Genomic DNA, 22,302 nt, shown 5'->3' with positions numbered 1-22,302 from the left:
ATTTTACTACCAGTTTATATATGGGCCTTAGTTACTTTTTAGCTGTACTAGCTTTTACCTGATATTTGTTTCTAAACTTTTGGCCGTTTGCACCTTCGTCTGGTAGCGTCCGTATTATTTCTACATCAAGTATTGTACCATCTGGTATCATCCGTTTGATATCCTCCATCATTCTTTCATTACTGATGTAGTCATTGTTCCATGTACTACTAAAACGGCGCATAAGTTTTCCAACTGCTATAAGCATTTGCTGCTGTTCTTTAAGCGTGGGCAAGGTAGTGATTTTTTTCAATAGTGCTTCCATATGTCGCCCATAATATTTGCATCTGATTAGCTTGACAAAGGGCATATGTGCATAATGAAGTTGACTACTTTCTCGCTTAATGGGTTTGGGATTGGGGCTATCGATGTCTAACTTGTAATCTGACAAGATAAAAAGATCGCCCCAACGTTTTTCGAGAGATTCTGCATTAGGATTGACTACTTCCATCAGCTTTACCATACTATGGGCCTTTTGCGTGCGAACCGTTTTATCCTTAATCGCTGCAATTTGTTCCATAAGCTTTTGGATGTTTCTACCATACTCTTTAAGGATTAAACGCGATCGCGTTGTATTATAGTCGTACATTATGGGTTATTGGGTTATAGTAAATAATATTTAATAGACCTTCTACGTGGAAGGCAGTATTTCTAGTTTTGCATAATTTAATAATAAGGTCTTTTCTCCGAATTTATGAAAAAGAATAACAGCTTTACGCATGGTTGAAGATTCTACCAACTGCAACACTTTTCCTACACCAAAATGAAGATGTTTGACCGTATGACCAACCTGTATAGCAGTAGGATCCGTACTAGAAGGTGTAGCAGGTACCACTATGGAACCAATGGTGCGGATCGGTTTGTTTGACTGCTTTTGGGCAGCCATAGGCTTACCAGTACGGAGCGGATCAGTCGCTATGCTTTTGGCCATAGCTTTAGTTTCCGTATGGTCCACCCAACCCATCTCTTTTAAAAAACGACTGGGCTGAACATTGGCTAATTTACCAAATCGATATCTGCTTAACGCATAAGATAGGGTTAACTTTAGTTGGGCACGGGTAACGGCTACATAAAAAAGACGCCTTTCTTCTTCTAAGTCTGCTTTGCTGCCCAACATCATAGAAGAAGGAAAAAGCTCTTCTTCCATGCCTACCAGATATACGTATTTGAATTCTAGTCCTTTCGCTGCGTGAATCGTCATTAGTGTAATGGAATCTTCATTTGAGTTTTCTTTATCTGCACTAGTAATCAATGCTATTTCTTGTAAAAAACTCCCTAAAGTTGGATCGTGGTGGTCAGAGTGGTCTACAAACTGTTTGATGCTATTTAACAGTTCTTGGATGTGTTCATAGCGGGTTAATCCCTCTACTGTTTTGTCTTCATGTAGTTCCTTGAGTAAACCAGATGCTTGGGCCATATAGTCTGCGATAGCATATGCATTTTCTTTTTCTAGCTTTAAGGTAGCGGTATCAATCAATGTTACAAAACGGGCTACAGCGGCTGCAGTAGCACCACTTAAAAAGTCATGTATATTACCCAGTATAGTCCAGAGCGGAACCATTTTTTCAGCTGCAATAGAAAAAATCTTATGAATAGTAGTGGGGCCTATTCCCCTTCTAGGCAGGTTAATAATCCTTCTAAAGGCTTCCGTATCATTATGGTTTACTACCAAACGCAAATAGGCTAAAAGATCCTTTACTTCTTTGCGTTGATAAAACGAAAGGCCTCCTATGATGCGGTAAGGAATATTTTTTTTTCGCAATGCTTCCTCAAAATTCCGAGATTGATTATTGGTACGATACAAGATGGCAAAATCGCGATAAAACAGTTGGTGGTTCAATTGTTCTGCTAAAATATTATCTGCAATCAACCGACTTTCTTCCATATCCGATATAGTCCTGAGCACCTCAATGGGGGCACCCATGGGATTGGCTGTCCAAACTTTTTTCTTTAATTGTGTTTCATTGTAGCTAATGATACGGTTGGCTGCATCGACAATATGTTGGGTAGAACGGTAATTTTGTTCCAGTTTGATCATTTGATGATGGGGATAGTCATGGGCAAAATGCAAGATGTTTTGAATATCGGCACCTCTAAATGCATAAATACTTTGTGCATCATCTCCGACTACGCAAATATTTTGGTGGCAGGCTGCTAGTTGTTTAGCAATACGGTATTGAACCAAGTTGGTATCTTGAAACTCATCAATAAATATATAGCGAAATTTTTGTTGGTACTTTTCACTTAATCCAGGATAATCATATAGCAACTTATGTGTCTGTACCAATAGATCATCAAAGTCCATTGCACCCGCTTGTAAGCAGTAATGGGTATATTTTATAAAAATTTCACTGAATCTAGGCATACGCATATAGGCATCCTCTTTTTGATAGGTTGGGTCTGCAGCGTAGTCCTTTGGAGTAATCAATCTGTTTTTGGCATGGGAAATACGTCCAAGTATCACACTTGGTTTATACACCTTTTCATCAAGGTCTATTCCTTTAATAATTTGTCTGATAAGTGACTTACTGTCGTCTGTATCGTAAATACTAAAATTGGAAGGATACCCCAAACTATTGGCTTCATATCGCAATAGTTTCATAAATACACTATGAAAGGTTCCCAACCATATCGCTTTGGTTGCATTGCCCACTACCTGGGTGATCCGGTCACGCATTTCAGAAGCCGCTTTGTTGGTAAAGGTTAAAGCAAGAATTTGATCAGCTGCTGCTTTGTTTTCTTTAAGGAGATGGGCTATTCTGGCCGTTAATACTTTGGTTTTACCTGAGCCAGCACCTGCTACCACAATGGAGGGGCCTTCGGTATGGGTAACTGCTCTTTTTTGCATCTGATTAAGTCCAGAAAGATAGGATGCTTCTATAGCTGGTTTCGTTGTGATGACCATTTTACTTTTATATTAGATGCAATCTAAGCAAGTGTGCCTTCGTGGTTTAAATCTTCCATAGGGATTACGTTTGTGCGTTGCTAGATGGGTAGGCCAATTTAATAAATAGTTAGATAAAGGGCAAACAAGGGGTTGTGCATCCCATCCTAATCGGCCCCCATCTTTTTAAAATAGATCAAAAGTGCTATATTTAATTACTAGAGAAATAATTAAACCATTTTTGCCACTGTTTTTATAGAAATTTACCAGTATGCGCTATATCATAGGGATTCATAAGGCCCTTATTTCGATTGGTCGATCTAGTTTGATGGTTTCTCTAGCCTTAGGTATTGGTTGTAGCAGTAAAAATTGTGTACGCAAGCATGAAAAAGGTAAAGTACCACTTAATCCCCAAACACTATTGGCTTCAAAAGCTTCATTGGGAAAAACTGATCTTATGCCAGCAGCCTATAAACTAAAAAATACTGATACAGTAGCGTTGTATTTGTCAGATAATCTTAATCCATATCCAAACAAAATAAAGCAATTCAAGCGACTCCCTAAAGTAGAGGAGCACAAACAAGCTATTGTATTGTTGCATGGATTGCATAGACTGTCTTATGATTTTGCTAAAATGCAGGCAGTTTTAAAAGAAAAATTTCCACATGCTACTATACTAGCCTCAGCCAGTTTGAATAAAGATTCTAATAAAAAAGGGGTGCTAGATTCTTTTGACTCGCCTACTACCTCACTTTGCATCAAAGTCCAAGCTGAAGCAGTATATGAAGAAATAAAAAAAATGCTTCCCGGCACGCATATCGTAATTGTTGGCCATAGTCAAGGAGGATTGCGGGGATTTGCCCTAGTTAAAGAATATCGCTCTCGTTTAAAGCAAGAAGGTATTAATATTAATCATTTAATTACTATAGGTACACCATGGAAAGGCGCCCCCGTAATGCACCACATCAAAAACATCAACCACTTTCAGCAAGAATTTAAAAAAATAGAACCTACTTTAGATAGAGTAGAAAAAAATTATGGCAAGGATGTAATCAAATATTTTTTTAAGTTTATGCCCGGATTAGCCCAAAAATGGCCTAGTTTGTACAGCGCAACAGTCACATATTTTATCAAAAAAATATGCCCGGGCGCTGCTGCATTACAACCAGATAGTGGTTTTATACGTGATTATGTTGCTTTAGGTCTTCAAGAGATTGATATTCCTATTACCGCTATCGCAGGTATTTTAAACGATTTTTCCAAGCTTTTTGATTCGTTTCCCTCAATTGACTCTAAAGAGTTGCATACCCTGAATGCTACCTATGCACGTTTGATTAGTGGCAATGAAAATTTTGAGCATGATATGTTGCTTCCCGTTGATACACAACATGCAAAAGGATGGACTAAATCAAATTTTAAGCGTATAACAGTATATGGTGCCTGTCATGGGAATAAAGTAGGTATTCCAGTAAAACAAGGCATTTCGGAGCTCAATAACAATGAAGTTATACAAAAAGTAGTGGAGTCTATAGAAGCTACTTTTTACGAGCACAAAGAAGCAGTGTGTATCGAAAACCCCAAATCATGTTCTCCTGCTGCTTAGCTAGGTATAGCATAAAAGAGATCATTAAAAAAATAAAATATTGGATAGTGTAAAAATTAAAAAGTCTATCGTTCCCTTGGATGGAATTGCCGATCATCCAATCTTGCGTCAAATTGGGGAGATTGCTGATGCCTTGTCATTAGAAACTTATGTAGTAGGAGGATTTGTACGCGATTTGTTTTTAGGCCGTGTTGCCAAAGATATTGATATTGTCTGTGTAGGCAATAGTATGCTCCTTGCACAAGCGGTAGCACAATACAAAGGTGTTCCAGTTACCTTTTTTAAGCGTTTTGGTACTGCGATGTTGCAATGGGATGAGTGGGGACTAGAGTTTATAAGCGCCAGAAAAGAATCCTATGTGCTGACCTCTCGTCATCCAAGCGTATCAACAGGCACACTCGCTGATGATCAAATGCGTCGAGATTTTACCATTAATGCAATGGCGGTTTCTTTAAACAATAGAGACTATGGAGCGTTGGTAGATCCATTCAACGGCCAGAGCGATTTGATGGATGGTTTGATTAGAACGCCTTGTAATCCCTATCAAACCTTTTCAGATGACCCATTGCGGATCATGCGTGCCATACGCTTGTCGACGCAGCTCCATTTTACGATCGTACCAGAAACATGGGTCGCCATAACAGCTGTTCGGGATCGATTGGGTATTGTAGCGCAGGAGCGTATCTCAGAAGAGCTCCATAAAATAATCATGACCGATCGGCCTTCTTATGGCTTCAAACTTTTATTTGATGCAAATCTATTATCCCTTGTACTACCAGAATTACACGACCTTGCAGGGAAAGAACAGATTGGATGCCATTCTCATAAAGACAATTTTTTCCATACCCTTGAAGTTTTAGATAATCTAGCCCATCATTCTGATAAATTATGGCTTCGTTGGGCAGCTGTTTTGCATGATATCGCCAAGCCATTGACTAAAAGATTTGATCCCATACATGGTTTTTCTTTTCATGGCCATGAGGAACAAGGCGCCAAAATGTTGCCTAAGCTTTTTAAAAGAATGCGCTTCCCTATCACCAAAGAAGTATTGGGTTATGTACAAAAATTGGTTAGGTTGCATTTACGTCCTATAGCCTTGGCTAAGGAAGTCACAGATGGAGCGATACGGCGTCTTTTGTATGAAGTTGGCGATGATTTAGAAGATTTGTTTTTGTTGTGTAGAGCTGATATAACTTCTAAAAACGAGGCCAAAGTGCAACAATATTTGGCCAACTTTGATAGGGTGCAGCAGCGGGTTTGGGAAGTCGAAGCGCGTGATAAAATTAGAAATTTTCAACCTGTTATTACGGGTCAAATTATTATCCAAACATTTGGCTTAAAACCATCCCCTCAGGTAGGCCTTATTAAGAAAGCAGTGAAGGAGGCCATATTAGAAGGTACCATTAAAAATAGATATGAAGAAGCATTTGATTATATGTTAATGGTTGGTAAACAGTATGGGCTATCCCAACCGGGCTGATTTTGGCGTATCTATGGTTGATTTGGTTTTATCGCGTTTGTTTTAAATAAAATTAAATTACTTCTTTCCTGTAAAGCTTAGTGGTCATGTTTTCTATTACTCCAAGATGATTTACCTATTTTAAAGGATTTTATCTATTATCGGAAGTAATTTTGTTATTGGTCTACATGCAATGCTGTTTTCCCTTATTTTTTAAGGTGTTTATACAAAAAAACCTAAAAACTGGTTATGAATCAATATGGGTTTAAAAACTTTAATACTGATTAATAAATAATTATATGGTATTTCAAGGCTGACTAAGTCGGCCCATGCACAAAATAGTTTAAAGCAAAAATATGTAGTAAAAATCCTTTGTGTAGTATGAAAAAGTTTTGTCGCATTTGTTTTTTTGCATTTAGATATATATCTAGGATTAGATGCTAAGTATAATCTTTAAAACACTTTTTACCATCAATGTATAATGTTTGCAGGTTATTTCCATAAAAAAGTATAAAGGAGGTCTTTTATACTAGAATGCTGAAAATAAAAAAACAAATCCGACAAAACTTTTTCTATTGATATGGCATCAATCCAGCCAAAATGCTCGCGCATTTCCTATATTCATTTAGCTTTTTTTGCTCTACAGGCAATAGACTCCGCTGTTTTTCTATAGCTTCAAATTTAAGGATTTTTTCAAAGGCGATAGAATGAGCTGTTTTTCTATCGTCATTTCTTAGATCACTTTTAATCCCTTGAACTGATACTAATGCATGGATTATTTCTGTATGACCTAGGGATGATGCTAACATAAGTGGAGTCAATTCAGATGCATTTTTTAGATTGATAATAGCAATAGAATTAATATCACTTAATATCATTTTAACAACTTCTTTATGACCATTTCTTATTGCACTATGAAGTATAGTGTCATTATATCTATCTTATATATTAATCAGCGTAGGATCGCGGTTCAGTAGATCGTTGCATATATTCTCGTTTCCTATTTCTGCTGCCCAATGAAGAGGTGTTTGACCATTCTTATTTTGTACATTAACTTTGATGTTATTATGATTCAGTAGAAGGTTCAATATATTCTCGCGTTCTATTCTTGCTGCCCAATGAAGAGGTGTTTGACCATTCTTATCTTGTAGGTTAATCTGGATATTATTATTACTCAGTAGATAGTTGCATATATTCTCGTGTCCCATTCCTGCTGCCCAATGAAGAGGTGTTTGACCATTCTTATTTTGTACATTAACCTTGATGTTATTATGATTCAGTAGATGGTTGCATATATTCTCGTGTCCCATTCCTGCTGCCCAATGAAGAGCCGTTTGGCCATTATTATTTTGTACATTAACCTTGATATTATTATTACTCAGTAGATGGTTGCATATATTCTCGTGTCCCATTCCTGCTGCCCAATGAAGAGCCGTTTGACCATCCTTATCTTGTTTATTAAGATAAATATTGTTATTTTCAATTAGGTACATGGCAGTTGCAATATCATTTGTTTGTATTGCCGAGTGAAAAATAAGTAAATTCTTATATTCTAGTGTTTCATTTACCTTATTATTTATATAATTGTTTTTTACTTTCGAATAAAAAGATGATTGACTAAAATTATTCTGTTCATGTATCCCATATTTACTAGAAAATTTAGTACAGCTAGTAGTAAGCACTAGCGAAGACGCCATACTTAATCCAGAAATTAATTTGGAAAATAAAGTGTATTTCATACAGTGTTTATTCATAAATTATATAATTTTATATTTAAAATATTAGAAAAAGAATTGCTAAATAACTAAATTTATCCTATTTAATATACTATAGTACCGCTCGGCATTAAACGTATATAAAAATTACTAAATGTCCTTAATATCAGCTTATTTATTAAATAACCTGATCGCCAAGTTTAAGACAAAATTACTAATAAAAAATATATGTATACCATACAAATCGTGTACTAGTTTTAATTCCCGTTTTTACCTTCTATTTTGAATGTAACGTACAGATTTTCTATTAGATTTATTACTAAAGCTATTATAATAAGTAGCAATAAGGGGTAAAACAATAAAATATTTCTTCATAAAGCATATATAAATAAAGCTATCGAACAAAAACCTACTTTTGCGAAGTTCAGAATATATTTATGAAAAAGCAAATAGAATGAGGCTATTAACTAGTGTATTTCTGCTTTTTTGATATTTGTAGCGCTTCTTTCTCTAGATTTTTGTGTCTACTGATTAAGCTATAGTAGCTCAAAAGATTCAGATAGAAAAATATTGTATACAATCTTTGGACCCTATGAACACAAGAGAACCTTTTTTTGGATCGTTGCGAAAATAGTTGTAATATTATAGTATACCTTATCCTTGTTTATATACTTTTTTTTCAATTTCTCTTTTATGATTTCATTTAAAACTGGATTTGTACTTGCTATATTATTGTTTTTTTTGTCTTGCTTATCATTGGTTTTTATACTAAAAATTGCTATAGTCCCCTGCATCATTGCAATCCATTATTTGTTGTTTCGTCATATAAAAAGCAAGTATGCGCGTAAGTAAGGTGGTAAGCCATTTTTGTGCTACTTTTTGATCTAGCAGCTTTTGTCCTACTGGTTGATCCAACATAAAGTAGCAGAGTATATCTATATATGTATCCTAGCTTAAGTAAAAACAAGGCTACATTTATCCGTCAGTTGGCCCTTAAAAAGCATCGTCTCGCGCAGGCTGCTTTTGTTGTAGAAGGTAAAAAGGGTACGGAAGCTTTGCTTGCTTCTGACTATGACATAAAATGTATCGTAGCTACGCCTTCTTTTTTGCTCAAAAATCAAAATATTCTTGCGCCTGTTCCTAAGACCATCGAAGTATTTCAGGCGCCGAAGGAGCTTCTTTCTAGGTTGGGGTCTTTGGTCCATAACCATGAAGTACTGGCTGTGGCAGCCATACCGAAGCCTACTGCACCCCATTTACCATTGATGGGTATAACCCTTGCATTGGATGGCATACAAGATCCTGGAAATTTAGGGACGATCATCCGTATAGCAGATTGGTATGGCATACGCACCATACTCTGTGCGCAAACAACTGTGGATCTATATAACCCAAAGGTACTCCAAGCCAGCATGGGCTCTTTTCTAAAGGTGGACCTCCATTATGTAGATTTGCCAAGCTATTTACAAAATACAAACCTGCCTATTCTAGGGGCTATGCTAAAGGGCAAACCGGTACGCGATTTTTCCTTTCCAGACCATGGCATATTGGTCATTGGGAACGAATCCCATGGGATTCAGCCTGCCATACAAGCAGTGGTTACAGATAGGGTTTGTATTCCTAGGTATGGGACTGCTAATTCTTTGAATGCAGCTATCGCTGCAGCTGTTTTATGTGACCATTGGAAGGGCGCTGTGCGCTACAATACCTAACCATATACCAAAAGCCCATGGCCTATTTATTTCTTTTTATAAAACAATAGATAGGCTTGTTTAGATTTATCTATAGCTATTGACGGGCTAATTTGAGTTATGGAGGAATCACTTGCTTCGTACCATTTTCCATTGCGTTTTAGGTAGGCTATGTAGTGGCCACTGCTATAAGTAGGCCCATTGTGCACAATAAATCCATGTAAATCAAAATAAATAGTTTCGTCCAGATTAGGATCTGGCTTAATGGTAATATTTAATGCCCCAGGAACATCATCATTTATTTTTTTACCATTCAAAAATCTATTTAAACGGACGCAAATTCTGTCAGGAAGTTTATGGAATACTTTGTATGTCACATAACTCTTCTGATCATTCTTTAGCGCATCTTTATATACCTCTACATAAGAGGGCAGTGCACCTTCGAACGGAAGAAATTTATTTAAATGGATATTGTCGAGATCTCTACTTTTCTCCACAAATTTGAATTGATAATCTTGAACTAAGTTAGTCAGTTCAGATATGTTTTTTACATCTATATCTATAGTCAATACGCCACCGTTAGCTTCGCAGTGAAAGTCTGGTTTATTATTATCGTATTTATAAAATCGTTTAGAAACTCCCAAGTTAAAAAGCTGTGTCCGGAAAAAAGACTCAGTGCACTGAATAGGGTCTAGAAATTTGGTTGCTTCTGTAAGATTGCTGATAAATTCATAAAGATCTTCCTGTCTACCTGATTGTGCCATCTTTTTCGCCCCATCTGGTAAAGACTTCACAAATTCTTCCATTTCTTTATTGGTTAACGGCTGGTGACCATGATTTATTTTGTTGACCAGCTTTTTTAAACCATCATGGCCCTCTACCTTATCTGCATACAATGCTGCAATAATCTGCAACGCTGCATTCATGTAGCAAGTATTGCCGATATTAGTAAGACCAGCAAAATCAGTCGGAGGAGCGGGGGAACTGGACCGACTGGAGGAAGCGCTACCACTAGAAAAATTGGAAGACCCACTGCTGCCAGAAGATGGTCCACCATCGCTGTCACTTGCATAACCTGAAGAGGTAATAGATGCTGCATCAGACTTATCTATAGGCGTAGTAGGGGTAGACTTAGGGGTAGTGGTACGGTTACGGTTACGGTTACGGTTACAACTATCGCAACTGCCTCCTGTTGCATAGGTGGCAATGATGATAAGCAACCAAATGAACGGGTGGGATATATATTTTTTAGTCATATTACGTTAGATATATTTTATACAACTTACCTTGATTAGGCTAAAATGATTAGGCTAAAATAGCCATATTGAGGATGTGGACCAACCAATAACTACGGCCATACACTATATGCTGCGAGTGAACTTTTAAAAAAATTATGCTTTTTAAAGGTTTTAAAGCTTAAATGGCGGAGATTTATAATAAAAATAATTAGCATTCCATGTATGCTATATTTTTATTTATGCACTTAAAAGTGTGATTCCGCTGGGACTCGAACCCAGGACCCTCTCCTTAAAAGGGAGATGCTCTACCAGCTGAGCTACGAAATCCTTTATTAAGACCAACAATTGTAAATTTATCTATTTTTTAGCGAAAATAAAACTATAGTGGCCCGAAAAAACCAAACAAACTTGTATAAACTTTGTTTTCTATTTTTGTGCATTTTTTACCTTGCATTTTTTAAATCATTAAGATAGACCTCCATCCGTATCTATATTGATTTATAATTGTTTAAGGCCATTTGCTTTTAAAAAACCTTTTGTTTACCTTTCATCCATAAGCAGTGGGAGCAATCAGCTAGTTTGGGTTGTATATAGTAATCCGCTAAATAGATAAATATCTTAAATATGAACCTGTCTATCGTAACCCCTAGTGGTAGCCTTTTCAATGGAGCAGTGAATAGTGTAAAGCTGCCAAGTCCGCTTGGTCCGTTTCAGGTATGCCCTAACCATGCGCCTATATTAAGTAGTTTAACAGCAGGGCAAATTACGTATACAGTTGGACCTGCTACATCATCGATTTCAGTAAAAAGTGGTTTTACTTCAATAGCTGATAACCAAGTTGTGGTAGTTTGCGAGCCCCTAAAGTAAAAAAGTGAACGGTTTAGTCGAATAAAGCTAGCAAATACGCTATTATAAGTACCTAATAGGCTTTGTGCTTCTTTAGGCTTATCTGAAATTTTCAACTTTTTGGCTCTTTAAATTTTAAAAAAGCACCACCTGCTATTGCTTTGCCCTACTATAAAAGTAGGCTATACTGCAACTTTTAAGTAAAGTAGTCTAAAATTTTTTTTTGGTTTTGAGTAAAAAATTAATCTAAAAATGTAATATATTAAACGGTATATTCCTTTTTGTTTATCTGAATAGATAGATCACTAATAAATAATGAGGCCAGCAAAGCCAGTTTGGCCCATTTTTGTAATCATTATAGCCAGTATGCAATAAGCATCATGAATAACAATAGAGACTAAAAATGCTACACCATTGCACTCGTATTATATTATCTGAGGCCAATCAATACATTCAATCTAAAATGAATGTTAAAGGGCCAGCAATATCTTTGGCAATTTTAGCAAATTCTCAAGTAGAAAGCAAATCTGGTATTATGATGAGATTGGTTGATATTACGTCCGTAGAGTTGTGTAGCAATCCTACTCAATATGTCCCACAAGGGGATGGTTTTATAGTACGAAAAGCACCAGAAGCGTTCAACCTTTATTTTTTATTTTCTATTGATTATAAAGCATCTGATTTACTAAAAAATTTAGAATTATTGGCTTATATAGCTACATTTTTTCAAAATAAGTCCCATTTTGACACTGCTAATACCCCGATTTTACAAGAAATAGGAGTAGAAAGTTTTTCCGTTGAGTTGGTTAAAATGACTGCATCAGAAAAGACCATGCTTTGGGAAAGTTTGCATGCGCCGTATAGCCCTTCTTTGCTATATAAAGTGGGCCTTATATTTATAGGAGATACTACTATGGGTTTAAAAGTCGTATCCACATTTTCATCACATGAAAGGTAATAGTTATGGCTTTTGCAACAAAATTATTTCGAATCGCTATTTCAAATAAGTATTATAAATCTAATAACGTCCAAAATGATTTTGATATTGAACCAACCTTTTCTACTGCTTCTTGGATGGTACAACGTAGGGTTCGGATGTTAGGTCACTCGGATGGCATAGAGCTTATATGGCTTTCACAGCATTATGACGATCCGTTGGAATTGTTTAAAAAAAAGGCAGAGGGCATCATTCTTTCTTTTATGATGATCTTAAAAAATAACCAAGCATTGAATCTGTCAGAATTAGACGCAGGTTATCCAACAGGCGAAGTCTATTACTTATCTAATCGGCATGGTAATAGTGATTTGCTACATAACCAACCATTTATGAGTAGATCAGACTTGGTAAAGATTCGGGAAGTGAAACATTATCCTACACAACCAGGTTGTAATGTCTTTGCGATGATTGATATAGACCTTACCCAGTGGGTCCATCTGTTATCCAAACAAAAAGAGCCTCTTTTTACAAAACCAATTGTCTATAAAATTAAAATTCAGAATCGCTCCACTTTTTGGCGATACTATTTGGTAGATACTAAAAAACGACTCAATGGATTGCTAACCATTCTATCTAAAGAAGATGCCTCTTACTTTAGTGCTGTAAAGGCTTCCAATGAATTCCCTAATACCTATTGTGCAGAATCTACAATGGCCATGGAGCTTTGTGATCAATACGATCGTTCTTTCTCACTTTGTAAGCTTAATAAAAACGCTGAGAAACCTAAAACAATAGTATTAGAAAAATTGCCTTATCCTACTTATGATTCGCTCAAGAAAGATAAGACCAATAGAAAAAAACTCTATAGTGATATAGTGGTATATGTTTAGTTTAACTTTTATATAATTAATTAAAAATCAAATAAATAAAATGGCTGAAAATTTAAAAACTCCCGGCGTGTACATCGTCGAGAAGGATACGGGTGCCAACGCCGTGGTTCAAGTATCAACTGCAGTTCCTGCTTTTATAGGTTTTACTGAAAGAGCTGAAATTAATGGAAAATCTTTTCATATGAAACCGGTTCAGATTTCTTCACTTTCTGAATACGAGTTGTTTTTTGGAGGGCCAGCGGTTCCTGTGTATACCATTAAAGAGGTTACCAGTGGAGATAAAGATTTGGTAATGAATGGTAAATCTTATGCAATGGAACAGAGTCAAAACTCGACATTTTACCTCTATAATAGTTTAAAACTATTTTTTGACAATGGTGGAGCAGACTGCTTCATTTTATCTGTCGGTCAATATGGAGATCCAAATGTGCAGCTAGCCATTACACCAGATCTATTTAAACAAGGTATAGATACATTAGCTGGAGAAGAGGTACCAACTATGTTGTTAATGCCGGATTCACTTTTATTAGATGAAGAAGATGCCTCTTACTATGCGGTGCAGACCCATGCACTGGCCCATTGTGGCAAGTATCTGAATAAAGTTGCATTATTTGATATATGGGGGGGCAACCATGAACTACCTATCGAAGATAAAAACAAATATGTAAATAGATTTCGTGAATACATTGGATTAGATAATTTGAGTTATGGAGCCGCTTATTATCCATGGGTTAGAACAAATATTATCCCATTGAATAGTATTGATTATAAAAATTTTGATCTAGACTCCCTAAAGAATGTGTTGCAACCAGCGCATCAAACCATGCTTTCTAATTTGGTCAGTGCTACGACAGAGAAAGAAAAAATTTATTGGGATGCTGGATTAAAAAATACCAGTAAAGAGTACAAATTACTTCGTAAAACCATTGCAGATCGCTTAAATATTCTTCCAGCAGCTCCCGCTATGGCAGGCCTTTATACTAGAACAGATAAAGCAAGAGGCGTATGGATTGCACCAGCGAATCAAAACTTAAATGCTGTGGTTGAACCAATGGTTAAAATTACGCATGAAGAGCAAGAAGCACTTAACGTAGATGGTATTAGTGGTAAATCCATCAATGCCATTCGTACTTTTAAAGGAGCCGGTGCTGCTGTGGTTTGGGGCGCAAGAACCTTGGCTGGCAATAGTCCAGAATGGAGGTATATTAATGTGAGAAGATTGTTTATCCTTATTGAGCAATCTATTAAAAATGCAGCATTTTCTGTTGTTTTTAGGCCAAATGTACCTGTTACTTGGGCGGTTGTACAGGGTATGATTTCTAACTTTTTGACCAATCTTTGGAGGCAAGGTGCTTTAGTGGGTGGAAGTCCTGCAGAGGCATTTACAGTACTTTGTGGATTAGGGGAGACCATGTCGCAAGATGACGTTAATGAAGGCATCATGCGTATTTCGGTAAAAGTATCGGCTCCTAGACCAGCTGAGTTTATTGTGATTACCTTTGAGCAAAAAATGGGTGCAGATGGTTAGCCATGCATCTGTGTATAGGGGGCAAATTAGTCTTTTGCCTCCTGTATTAAGACGATTGCGTACAATTTAAAAAATATTTAAAACTGAAATAACCATGGCTGATAATTTGTTAATACCTGCTATAGTCCATTTTAATTTAGGCTCCTCAAAGGTTAGTATAACCGATTACCACATAGCAGTTGCTTTAGAAAATCGATCTCAATATGTAAGATCCATCAATGGACAAGGTAAGGCAGTCTATGCGATACATAAAGGGGCGGAAATCAATCAAACAGCTGATGTTAAGGTTTCTATCCTCAAAACACCAGATAAAAAGTTTGATGATGATATCAAAAAAATAGAAAAAAACTTAAATGCAACCAAAGAAAATAACCCTGACAAGTATGTAGAAAATATGCTCTTTAGCATTGCAACCAATGATGATAAACCATTTACCCATATCCAATTTCAAGGGTACGTGAGTGACATAAGCAGTGAAGTAGATGCTGAGACTGGATTACAAGAAGTAACAGCAGAACTTTCTATTTATGATCCAGTTAGTTTTGTTATTAAACAATAACTTGCTCCATCCATTATTGCGTTTTACAGATATTACATAGGTTAACTAGAAAAAAATAGAAATAGAAAGATATTATGCAAAGAGTAACTATTGATTATAAACACTTTAATAAAGCAGGTTTTGATAGTAAAAGTTGTAGTGTTTCTGCGGTTGGTATGCCTAATCAAAGAACATCTACTAAAGCTACCGTATATGATACGGCAACCCGTGCACCTCTTTTTCAGAATCAACACAGTGCGCAAGAAGTGGTAACCTTTACCGTAGAGTTTTTGCCCTTTATAACCGGTAAACAGTTATTAACCAAAGCATATAGTTTGGTACAAGAGGTGCTTGCAGATAAATACACTGCAGAGCCATTTACACTTTGTGTACATAAAAAAGATGGTTCAATAGATACAAAAACAACTGTAAATGACGTTATTGTACAAAAAGCAGAGTTGTTTTTAAATAGGAAAAACGAAGCCACAGGTGAAATGGGTTATATCCGTATCCGTTTTACTTTACAAGGCTTGCAACCAGATAAAAAGTAATGGTATGATGTGTCAATATTAATTTTAATCTTTATGGCAGGTTTTAATTTAGTCCATTCATATTCTTTTCAAGTAGAAATATTAGATGTAACAGATGGTAGTTCCCCGGAGTATTTTTATAAAGTGGAAGGATTAAATAATTTTTTAAATATGGAGCCCTATTTACCTGGAGGGGCCAATAGGCCTTATTATAGATCGATTGCATGTGAAACTACTGATTTGGTCTTGACTAGACCCTTGGTAGAAGGTAAAACCAAAATGACGCTTTGGTGCGAAGATATCATTGATACAGGTCGTTTTGATCCTAAACAGGTCCATATTTTAGTTCTGAATAAAGAGGCGAAAATTCTGGCACATTGGAAGCTAGAGGATGCTTATCCAAAAGCAATTAGCATTACGCCATTTCAGTTAAATACTCAGACAGATCCTGGAATAGGGGAAACCATTACGATTGGCTATTCTAGGCTTGTACGAACAAGGTAATATCTATGGCTCGGTGTTTGTATACAATTAATTTTATTGATTATGCCTGTTAAAATTAATGAATTAGTGATCCAGGTTAAAGTTTATGAAGCCAATAAGCAAGTAGACTATACTAAAAATAGGTCAGATGGTTTTTTATTCCATACTACAGAACAGCAAAAGCTAGCATTGGAAAGAGACTTTCTGAACCTATTGGAGGATCGATCTACAAGGTAAATGATACATCTGTTGTTATGAGTAATGTTAGCAAACTAGTTATTAAAGCATGCAATGACAATAAATTTTCCTCTTTTACAGGTGAATTTATTACATCTATTAATCCAGAAAATTTAACGATTAAAAGTGCTGTATCGTACCATGTACCTGAGGGCATGCCTGGTGCTAATTTGCTTAAATATTGTGGATCTCCTCCAAAATTGCTCTCTTTTAGTCTTTTGTTTGATAATACAGGTATTATACCTGGTAGCAATCGAATTGCAGTTATGGAACAAGTAAAGCAGCTACAAAATATTACCTATAATCCGCATAAAAAGCACAATGCCCCTAATTATATTCGCATCATCTGGGGTCATATTGATTTTAAAGGCAGGCTGGTAGATTTAGATATAGTTTATTCTATGTTTCAAGTAGATGGTACCTTGGTGAGAGCGGAGGCGCGTATAGCTGTATTAGAAGAGCTTGTTCCTGTAGGCAAAGGGAAATCTGCTCCTGGTATAGACACCAACTATACAAAGCCATCTACTAATCGTGCAACGGTACATCCAACGAAGGCTGGCCAGTCTTTATCTAGTGATACAGCTTTTGGACCGACTCCCAATGGTATGGATGGTGCCTATAGTGGTGCGCCAGATGGTGCCTACAGTGGAGCCCCTGATGATATTTATCATGGTGCGGGTTCTAGCCATCAGATGGATGGTTCCAGCATGCGACATGCTGGAAAGCCTACTGCTAGCATGGAAAAAGATAGCGCTGGAAATTATGGTGCTCGTGGAGACATAGATCGTTCTACTGGTTCTACACATGCTGCCAGTTATAGTACTGGATCAAATGTTGACGATACGGGCAATGGCTTTCAAGGTGGCGTTGCAGGTAATGGGCCTGGTGGGAGTGGAGGGGGGATTGGTGGAGGAGGACATAGACTAGCGATTGATTCAGGTGCATCAGGAGGAGATACTGTTTCTACAGGAATAGGTGGATCCTCCAATCGATCTGCTACAAATAGTAAAAGCTATTTGTTAGGTGGCAGTATGGCTAGATCTTCCAAACATAATGCGGCTTCTGGGTCAAGTAGTCATACGGCTAAAGGAAAAGGCAAAAGACGTTTTCCAAAAACAGGCAAAACGCTAGCTGGTCATGCTGCAGCAGCTGGTGGTGCTGCAGCTGCAGTTGCGGCAAATGCACCAGATAGTTTACGTAAACTAAGTGGACTAAAAGCAAACGTGAATGTTATGAGAAACAAAATAAGCTTTTTGCGAAGGCTCAAAAATTTTGCTAAAAAAGTAGCACCCAGGGCATATGATGCTGGAAAAAAAATAGTTAAATCAAGCGGATTTTAAAAAATAAGGAATTTGTATTGCACTTTTTTATTAATTGTAATAGTTGACATTTAATCTTATAATTGTTAAAATTGTATAAATAAAAAATCAACTGTTGATCTAAAAAGCTGCTAGAAGATTTACCCTAAAAGCTAGACAATCAGCCCTCCCTTTTTGTATCCATGTAATGGACTTACGTACCATCTAAAGATAAATTCTTCTAATCGAAACTTTTTACAAAGCCTGTTGGTAATCCCTCCCTTTTTTCGTGATACTTTTTTGAAAAGTGCATCGATGTTTAAGTATATTTCAATATATTTTTCTATATTGATTTGCCTATCATCTTTTAAATAATTTATTCAAATATTTAAATCTAAAAATCCAAAAGTGCTTTTTAAATTATGCATAGTCTATCTATCCATAAGGTCTCTTATCATATTTAATTCATTCGTTATATGCGTTATATAAAATCTGTTGTTTTAGGCCTGTTTTTAACTGTCCATTTTATTTGTTATGGTAAGTCCAAATTTAAACCCAGTGTAATTGAAAATGCCAAGCGGTCTGTAGTTTCTGTCGATACCCGCGCAGCGCTTACAGCTTATACCCCTCCTGGGGAGGCGTATGGCAACGGAGTTGTAATAGATAAGGAAGCAGGGTATATTTTAACTTCTGGCTTTACGGTTGGGCCTGTTATAGTGGCAGACTATACGATTGGTTTTTTCAATGGCATAGAGGCGCCAGCAAAATTGATCTATTATGATACTTGGGCAGATTTTGCGCTTTTACAAATAGATCCATCGCTCTTTCCTAAAGAAGTCCAAGCGGTAAAATTAAGTAGTAAAAATCCATTGCTGGGTCAGTCTGTTTTTACGATTGCTAAGCAAAAAAATAAGAAGGCTATACATTATCCTGGAAGCATAGATGATACCAATTATAGTATAGAATGGACCATGCCCCAGCATTTTATTCGCGTCAGTATCCCTAGTAAAAGTGGTGCAAGCGGTTCTTTGATTTTTAATGAAGCTGGAGAGGGCATTGCCTTAAATTGTGCTGGTTCAGATACCATGCATATTGGCCTACATCTAAACTATGTGCACCATGCACTATCTGCCTTAAAAGCAAAAAAAATACCTGTCAGAAAGCATATTGGTGCTTTATTAACTACTTATTCACTAGATAATGCCGTCCGTTATGATCATCTCTCGGCAGCGTCACAAAAGACCTATTGTACAGAATTTCCAAATGCAAAAAATAAAATTTTACAAGTAGGCAGTATACTAAAAGGTACACCAGCCGATCATAGACTTTTGCCAGGAGATTTGATTTGGGCGCTTAATGGTCAATTAGTGGGACCCAATTTAGTAGATTTTGATAGCGCTGTAAATAAGTCATCAAAGGACCAGCTGTTGTTAACCATTTTTCGCAATGGCTCCTTTCATGAGGTGGCGATACCTTGTTATGATTTGAATAGCCATCGCGTTGCTAAAATGGTTCAATTTGGCGGGATTACTTTTTTTCAAACAGACGACATGTGTAGTACACTGGCTGGCCTGCCACCTAAAACTTTGGTTGGCTGTATTGCAGAACCCAATACCATTTTCAACGCACCTGCTTTCCATAATGATCATTTCAAAATTTTAGCTATGCGGTTGTTAGCTATGAATGGTCAGCCTATTCAAAGCTTGGATGCGTTAATTGAATGGATTCCGCAATTGGTGCATCAAAAATATTTTACAGTTGAATACATCAATTATATCCCACTAGGTCATGGAATGTGGCGAAAATTTGTGCATAATCGTTATAAAGATAATGTAGAATATGACCCGAACTTAGCACCACCTAAAGTTTGGGAATGGGATCCCATTCACTTTGAGTGGAAGGGTCAAGAAATCGCTTTATAATAGACTATGCGTATCTAAATCTATAAGTTAGAAGAGACTTATGAGCAGTTTCAAGGAGAGTAGAGGCCTATGCGGTGGTATACCCTTTTATTAATTTTTATTGATGTTTTTAGCTTGTTCTAACCGCTATTTACTAAAATGCCTATGAAAATAAATATTGTAAAGTCTAAATACTGGGCTATATTTTTTGCCCTTTTCTTGCCTACACCCATTCTTTTAGCCAAGGAGTTATTTCCTGAAAAAGTAATTGAACAGGCTAAAAGATCAGTAGTAACCATTGAGGTAAGTGCTTCTTTTTCAGCTTATGAAAAAGGGAACAAGTGGAGTGGAACAGGATGTGTGATAGATAAGCAACATGGCTATTTGTTAACCAATAAACATGTAATAGGGGCTGCTGTAGTGGGCAGTTACAAAGTAACCTTTTTTAATGGCATTCAGCAAGAGGCTCATCTAATCTATTATGATCCATGGTTGGACTATGGATTTTTACAAGTTGCGCCTATAGCAATTCCACAAGAAGTTACCGAAACTACCTTTAGCCGTCGTAATCCAGTTATAGATCAGCCTATTTTTATCGTTGGCAATAATGCAGGGCATAGCTTTTCTTTACATACAGGCGTTGTAGCAGATTTGTATGAGGTGGGAGGTGAGATGCCGCAACAATCTGTTAAGCTTAGTTTAAATACCAAAGGTGGGTCAAGTGGTTCGCCTGTTTTTAGCAAAGATGGGCAAGCTATAGGGCTTAATTATGCTGGAAATAATACATTTGCGTGGGCCATCCATCCTGCATACATTCGGTATGCCTTATCAGCCATCCGGCAGGGTAAATGCCCCATTAGGAAGCAAATCGGGATCATTACCCAATATACGCCTATTAAGGATTTGGTCCAGTATGATGGGTTGCCCATAGCATGCCAACAAGAATACATTAAGACATTTCCTAGTGGCGCGACCTCTGTGATTGCAGTAGATGATGTGCTGACTGGTAGCCCTTCAGATGGGTTGCTCTTTCCTGGAGATGTGATTTGGGCCATTAATGGTCAGCAAATAGGGCCTAATTTGGGTACTTTTGATATGGCTATGAATCGCGCTACTACAGATCATGTGTTGTTAACCATTTTTAGAATGGGTCAGTGGCATGATATTAAAATAGGACTTTATGATCTTGAGCGCCATAAGATCAAAAAAATGGTCCATTTTGGAGGCGCTATCTTTTTTGAAATGGATGATTATTGCGCTAAAATAAATGGTATAGCTGCTAAAAGCTTAACTTTTGTTAAAGCAGATGCAAATCATATTTTTAATCGTGTTGCGTCTAATAGGATTAAAGATGATTTTAGGGTTAAAGTTTTGTCTTTTAATGAAAAACCGCTTGCCAGTCTTGAAGCATTAGGGGCAGTGATCCCATCTTTACTAGTTAAAAAATACTTTACCATAGCCTATACGGATTTGTCTCCTTTTTATTCATTTGGTGCGCTACATTTAGGTGCTAGGCCCTCAAGGGGTTATATCGAGTATAGGGCGCATGTTCCTCAGCCCAGATGGTTTAATTTGGGATGAGTCCCATCATCAGTGGACCAGTTCTCCTATAATTGTGGGCTAATTGCCCTTTTAGCTCTTTATGAGCACTTTTTACATCATATAGGAAGTGTTTGGAAGATAAGTTGGTCACTGGGGTATAGCCCCTTGTTTGCGCCCATTGGCTGAATAGATAGACTTATGGAACTAGATAAGATAGACAAACATATTTTAAATATTTTGCAAGTTGATTCAAAAATCACAAATGCTGCACTTGCACAAAAAATCAACCTATCCCCTGCTGCTACCCTTGAACGGGTAAAAAAGTTGGAGCAGTATGCAATTATTACCCATTATACTGCACAAATCGACTATCCAAAATTAGGGTTTGGGCTACATCTAATGGTTGCTATTCGTCTTCAAAAGATTACAGCCGACCATATCAAATTGTTTAAACTTACGATTAATAAAATACCATCGATTGTAACTTGCTATCAAATAATAGGTGATTTTGATTTTATTTTAATGGTTTATGTTAGAGATCTATCTAGTTATCAAACAATGGTCGTAGAAAAACTCCATAGCTTGCCCATGGTCGACTATGTCAAAACTTTGTCAGTCAGCCAACTACTTAAAAATAAGCCATTATATCTAGAATAGAAGGCTTATTTACCACTTACCTGCATAGGTACTTGCTTTGTTTTCTAAAGGTTATACCATATTTAGTCGGCCCTGAAATATTATTTTTGAATAAATTTATTGAATGGATATTTCTTTATAATATATATGGTTTATCAGGCGCTCTATTTTTCTTACCCAAGATATAGGTATAACTGGTTTTGGATTAAGAATTTTAATTATATAGGTTTTAATTTATTTGACTGTGAGGGTATTAAGAATAATTTTCTTGTAATCAGTCGTAGGTTATGAGCAATAGCACATAAAA

General features: G+C 36.7%; 21 protein-coding genes, 1 tRNA gene and 1 pseudogene. 15 read left to right on the top strand and 8 right to left on the bottom strand.

The window, feature by feature from the left end; translation table 11 throughout:
* Nucleotides 1–31: 31 nt before the first annotated feature.
* Together ACRRVB_RS02760 and ACRRVB_RS02755 are read right to left on the bottom strand one after the other, a co-directional pair.
* Nucleotides 32–628 (bottom strand): DUF4290 domain-containing protein, encoded by a 597-nt coding sequence (locus tag ACRRVB_RS02760; protein WP_432466459.1) that lies wholly within the window; start codon nucleotides 626–628, stop codon nucleotides 32–34.
* Nucleotides 629–670: 42 nt separating this feature from the next.
* The gene (locus ACRRVB_RS02755) at nucleotides 671–2,944 is read right to left on the bottom strand and encodes an ATP-dependent helicase (protein WP_432466458.1); all 2,274 of its coding nucleotides are present in this window, start codon (nucleotides 2,942–2,944) and stop codon (nucleotides 671–673) included.
* Between the two features lie 250 nt (nucleotides 2,945–3,194).
* Here ACRRVB_RS02755 and ACRRVB_RS02750 point away from each other — a divergent pair, with 250 nt between their 5' ends.
* Nucleotides 3,195–4,526, top strand: a complete 1,332-nt coding sequence (locus tag ACRRVB_RS02750) for an esterase/lipase family protein (protein ID WP_432466457.1) — start codon at nucleotides 3,195–3,197, stop codon at nucleotides 4,524–4,526.
* A 40-nt stretch (nucleotides 4,527–4,566) separates the two neighbouring features.
* Complete coding sequence (locus ACRRVB_RS02745) at nucleotides 4,567–6,006, top strand: CCA tRNA nucleotidyltransferase (RefSeq protein WP_432466456.1); 1,440 nt, start codon at nucleotides 4,567–4,569, stop codon at nucleotides 6,004–6,006.
* A gap of 551 nt (nucleotides 6,007–6,557) precedes the next feature.
* Here ACRRVB_RS02745 and ACRRVB_RS02740 read toward each other — a convergent pair.
* From ACRRVB_RS02740 to ACRRVB_RS02730, 3 genes are all read right to left on the bottom strand, one after another.
* Entirely contained in the window at nucleotides 6,558–6,908 is a 351-nt protein-coding gene (locus tag ACRRVB_RS02740) for an ankyrin repeat domain-containing protein (protein WP_432466470.1), read from the bottom strand.
* An 18-nt stretch (nucleotides 6,909–6,926) separates the two neighbouring features.
* The gene (locus ACRRVB_RS02735) at nucleotides 6,927–7,682 is read right to left on the bottom strand and encodes an ankyrin repeat domain-containing protein (protein ID WP_432466455.1); all 756 of its coding nucleotides are present in this window, start codon (nucleotides 7,680–7,682) and stop codon (nucleotides 6,927–6,929) included.
* A gap of 786 nt (nucleotides 7,683–8,468) precedes the next feature.
* A complete protein-coding gene (locus tag ACRRVB_RS02730; protein WP_432466454.1) occupies nucleotides 8,469–8,618 on the bottom strand; it encodes a hypothetical protein in 150 nt (49 codons plus the stop codon).
* A 23-nt stretch (nucleotides 8,619–8,641) separates the two neighbouring features.
* On the opposite strand from ACRRVB_RS02730, the gene ACRRVB_RS02725 reads away from it, so the two are divergent.
* Nucleotides 8,642–9,412 (top strand): RNA methyltransferase, encoded by a 771-nt coding sequence (locus tag ACRRVB_RS02725; protein WP_432466453.1) that lies wholly within the window; start codon nucleotides 8,642–8,644, stop codon nucleotides 9,410–9,412.
* A gap of 26 nt (nucleotides 9,413–9,438) precedes the next feature.
* On the opposite strand, the gene ACRRVB_RS02720 is transcribed toward ACRRVB_RS02725, so the two are convergent.
* Nucleotides 9,439–10,611 carry a hypothetical protein gene (locus ACRRVB_RS02720; RefSeq protein WP_432466452.1) on the bottom strand — a complete coding sequence of 391 codons (1,173 nt, stop codon included), beginning with the start codon at nucleotides 10,609–10,611 and terminating at the stop codon, nucleotides 9,439–9,441.
* 272 nt (nucleotides 10,612–10,883) lie between these two features.
* Nucleotides 10,884–10,956: transfer RNA gene (locus ACRRVB_RS02715), tRNA-Lys, on the bottom strand.
* 297 nt (nucleotides 10,957–11,253) lie between these two features.
* Between ACRRVB_RS02715 and ACRRVB_RS02710 the strand changes: the two genes are divergently transcribed.
* The 12 genes from ACRRVB_RS02710 to ACRRVB_RS02655 all read left to right on the top strand — a co-directional run bounded on the left by ACRRVB_RS02710 (nucleotide 11,254) and on the right by ACRRVB_RS02655 (nucleotide 22,016).
* Nucleotides 11,254–11,496, top strand: a complete 243-nt coding sequence (locus ACRRVB_RS02710; protein WP_432466451.1) for a F0F1 ATP synthase subunit delta/epsilon — start codon at nucleotides 11,254–11,256, stop codon at nucleotides 11,494–11,496.
* Nucleotides 11,497–11,878: 382 nt separating this feature from the next.
* Nucleotides 11,879–12,433, top strand: a complete 555-nt coding sequence (locus tag ACRRVB_RS02705) for a Pvc16 family protein (RefSeq protein ID WP_432466449.1) — start codon at nucleotides 11,879–11,881, stop codon at nucleotides 12,431–12,433.
* A 5-nt stretch (nucleotides 12,434–12,438) separates the two neighbouring features.
* Complete coding sequence (locus ACRRVB_RS02700; protein ID WP_432466448.1) at nucleotides 12,439–13,302, top strand: hypothetical protein; 864 nt, start codon at nucleotides 12,439–12,441, stop codon at nucleotides 13,300–13,302.
* Nucleotides 13,303–13,342: 40 nt separating this feature from the next.
* On the top strand, nucleotides 13,343–14,830 hold the full coding sequence (locus ACRRVB_RS02695) for a phage tail sheath family protein (protein ID WP_432466447.1): 1,488 nt from the start codon (nucleotides 13,343–13,345) through the stop codon (nucleotides 14,828–14,830).
* A gap of 94 nt (nucleotides 14,831–14,924) precedes the next feature.
* Nucleotides 14,925–15,389 (top strand): hypothetical protein, encoded by a 465-nt coding sequence (locus ACRRVB_RS02690; protein WP_432466446.1) that lies wholly within the window; start codon nucleotides 14,925–14,927, stop codon nucleotides 15,387–15,389.
* Nucleotides 15,390–15,463: 74 nt separating this feature from the next.
* Nucleotides 15,464–15,919: a hypothetical protein gene (locus tag ACRRVB_RS02685; protein WP_432466445.1), complete on the top strand. Its 456-nt coding sequence runs from the start codon at nucleotides 15,464–15,466 to the stop codon at nucleotides 15,917–15,919.
* Between the two features lie 33 nt (nucleotides 15,920–15,952).
* Nucleotides 15,953–16,402, top strand: a complete 450-nt coding sequence (locus ACRRVB_RS02680; RefSeq protein WP_432466444.1) for a phage tail protein — start codon at nucleotides 15,953–15,955, stop codon at nucleotides 16,400–16,402.
* Between the two features lie 42 nt (nucleotides 16,403–16,444).
* Nucleotides 16,445–16,618: a hypothetical protein gene (locus ACRRVB_RS02675; protein WP_432466443.1), complete on the top strand. Its 174-nt coding sequence runs from the start codon at nucleotides 16,445–16,447 to the stop codon at nucleotides 16,616–16,618.
* 17 nt (nucleotides 16,619–16,635) lie between these two features.
* Complete coding sequence (locus tag ACRRVB_RS02670; RefSeq protein ID WP_432466442.1) at nucleotides 16,636–17,958, top strand: CIS tube protein; 1,323 nt, start codon at nucleotides 16,636–16,638, stop codon at nucleotides 17,956–17,958.
* A 434-nt stretch (nucleotides 17,959–18,392) separates the two neighbouring features.
* Nucleotides 18,393–19,838: a trypsin-like peptidase domain-containing protein gene (locus ACRRVB_RS02665; protein WP_432466441.1), complete on the top strand. Its 1,446-nt coding sequence runs from the start codon at nucleotides 18,393–18,395 to the stop codon at nucleotides 19,836–19,838.
* 144 nt (nucleotides 19,839–19,982) lie between these two features.
* Complete coding sequence (locus ACRRVB_RS02660) at nucleotides 19,983–21,398, top strand: trypsin-like peptidase domain-containing protein (protein WP_432466440.1); 1,416 nt, start codon at nucleotides 19,983–19,985, stop codon at nucleotides 21,396–21,398.
* Nucleotides 21,399–21,557: 159 nt separating this feature from the next.
* Entirely contained in the window at nucleotides 21,558–22,016 is a 459-nt protein-coding gene (locus ACRRVB_RS02655; protein ID WP_432466439.1) for an Lrp/AsnC family transcriptional regulator, read from the top strand.
* A 96-nt stretch (nucleotides 22,017–22,112) separates the two neighbouring features.
* Here the strand turns inward: ACRRVB_RS02655 and ACRRVB_RS02650 are convergent.
* Nucleotides 22,113–22,302, bottom strand: a pseudogene (locus tag ACRRVB_RS02650) (IS5-like element ISCca5 family transposase); the annotation flags it as partial.

It is taken from the genome of Candidatus Cardinium hertigii, from assembly GCF_050864855.1.
GTDB lineage: Bacteria > Bacteroidota > Bacteroidia > Cytophagales > Amoebophilaceae > Cardinium > Cardinium hertigii_C.
The sequence above is the reverse complement of the archived record's forward strand: the minus strand, read 5'-3'. Positions and strand labels throughout refer to the sequence as shown.

Bases quoted from the DNA above. Each gene is read 5' to 3' on its own strand.
- ACRRVB_RS02695 (WP_432466447.1), top strand. From the start codon at position 13,343: ATGGCTGAAAATTTAAAAACTCCCGGCGTGTACATCGTCGAGAAGGAT.
- ACRRVB_RS02735 (WP_432466455.1), bottom strand. From the start codon at position 7,682: ATGGCGTCTTCGCTAGTGCTTACTACTAGCTGTACTAAATTTTCTAGT.
- ACRRVB_RS02730 (WP_432466454.1), bottom strand. From the start codon at position 8,618: ATGTTGGATCAACCAGTAGGACAAAAGCTGCTAGATCAAAAAGTAGCA.
- ACRRVB_RS02700 (WP_432466448.1), top strand. From the start codon at position 12,439: ATGGCTTTTGCAACAAAATTATTTCGAATCGCTATTTCAAATAAGTAT.
- ACRRVB_RS02655 (WP_432466439.1), top strand. From the start codon at position 21,558: ATGGAACTAGATAAGATAGACAAACATATTTTAAATATTTTGCAAGTT.
- ACRRVB_RS02750 (WP_432466457.1), top strand. From the start codon at position 3,195: ATGCGCTATATCATAGGGATTCATAAGGCCCTTATTTCGATTGGTCGA.
- ACRRVB_RS02680 (WP_432466444.1), top strand. From the start codon at position 15,953: ATGGCAGGTTTTAATTTAGTCCATTCATATTCTTTTCAAGTAGAAATA.
- ACRRVB_RS02670 (WP_432466442.1), top strand. From the start codon at position 16,636: ATGAGTAATGTTAGCAAACTAGTTATTAAAGCATGCAATGACAATAAA.
- ACRRVB_RS02685 (WP_432466445.1), top strand. From the start codon at position 15,464: ATGCAAAGAGTAACTATTGATTATAAACACTTTAATAAAGCAGGTTTT.
- ACRRVB_RS02660 (WP_432466440.1), top strand. From the start codon at position 19,983: ATGAAAATAAATATTGTAAAGTCTAAATACTGGGCTATATTTTTTGCC.
- ACRRVB_RS02690 (WP_432466446.1), top strand. From the start codon at position 14,925: ATGGCTGATAATTTGTTAATACCTGCTATAGTCCATTTTAATTTAGGC.
- ACRRVB_RS02705 (WP_432466449.1), top strand. From the start codon at position 11,879: ATGCTACACCATTGCACTCGTATTATATTATCTGAGGCCAATCAATAC.
- ACRRVB_RS02760 (WP_432466459.1), bottom strand. From the start codon at position 628: ATGTACGACTATAATACAACGCGATCGCGTTTAATCCTTAAAGAGTAT.
- ACRRVB_RS02665 (WP_432466441.1), top strand. From the start codon at position 18,393: ATGCGTTATATAAAATCTGTTGTTTTAGGCCTGTTTTTAACTGTCCAT.
- ACRRVB_RS02675 (WP_432466443.1), top strand. From the start codon at position 16,445: ATGCCTGTTAAAATTAATGAATTAGTGATCCAGGTTAAAGTTTATGAA.
- ACRRVB_RS02725 (WP_432466453.1), top strand. From the start codon at position 8,642: ATGTATCCTAGCTTAAGTAAAAACAAGGCTACATTTATCCGTCAGTTG.
- ACRRVB_RS02755 (WP_432466458.1), bottom strand. From the start codon at position 2,944: ATGGTCATCACAACGAAACCAGCTATAGAAGCATCCTATCTTTCTGGA.
- ACRRVB_RS02710 (WP_432466451.1), top strand. From the start codon at position 11,254: ATGAACCTGTCTATCGTAACCCCTAGTGGTAGCCTTTTCAATGGAGCA.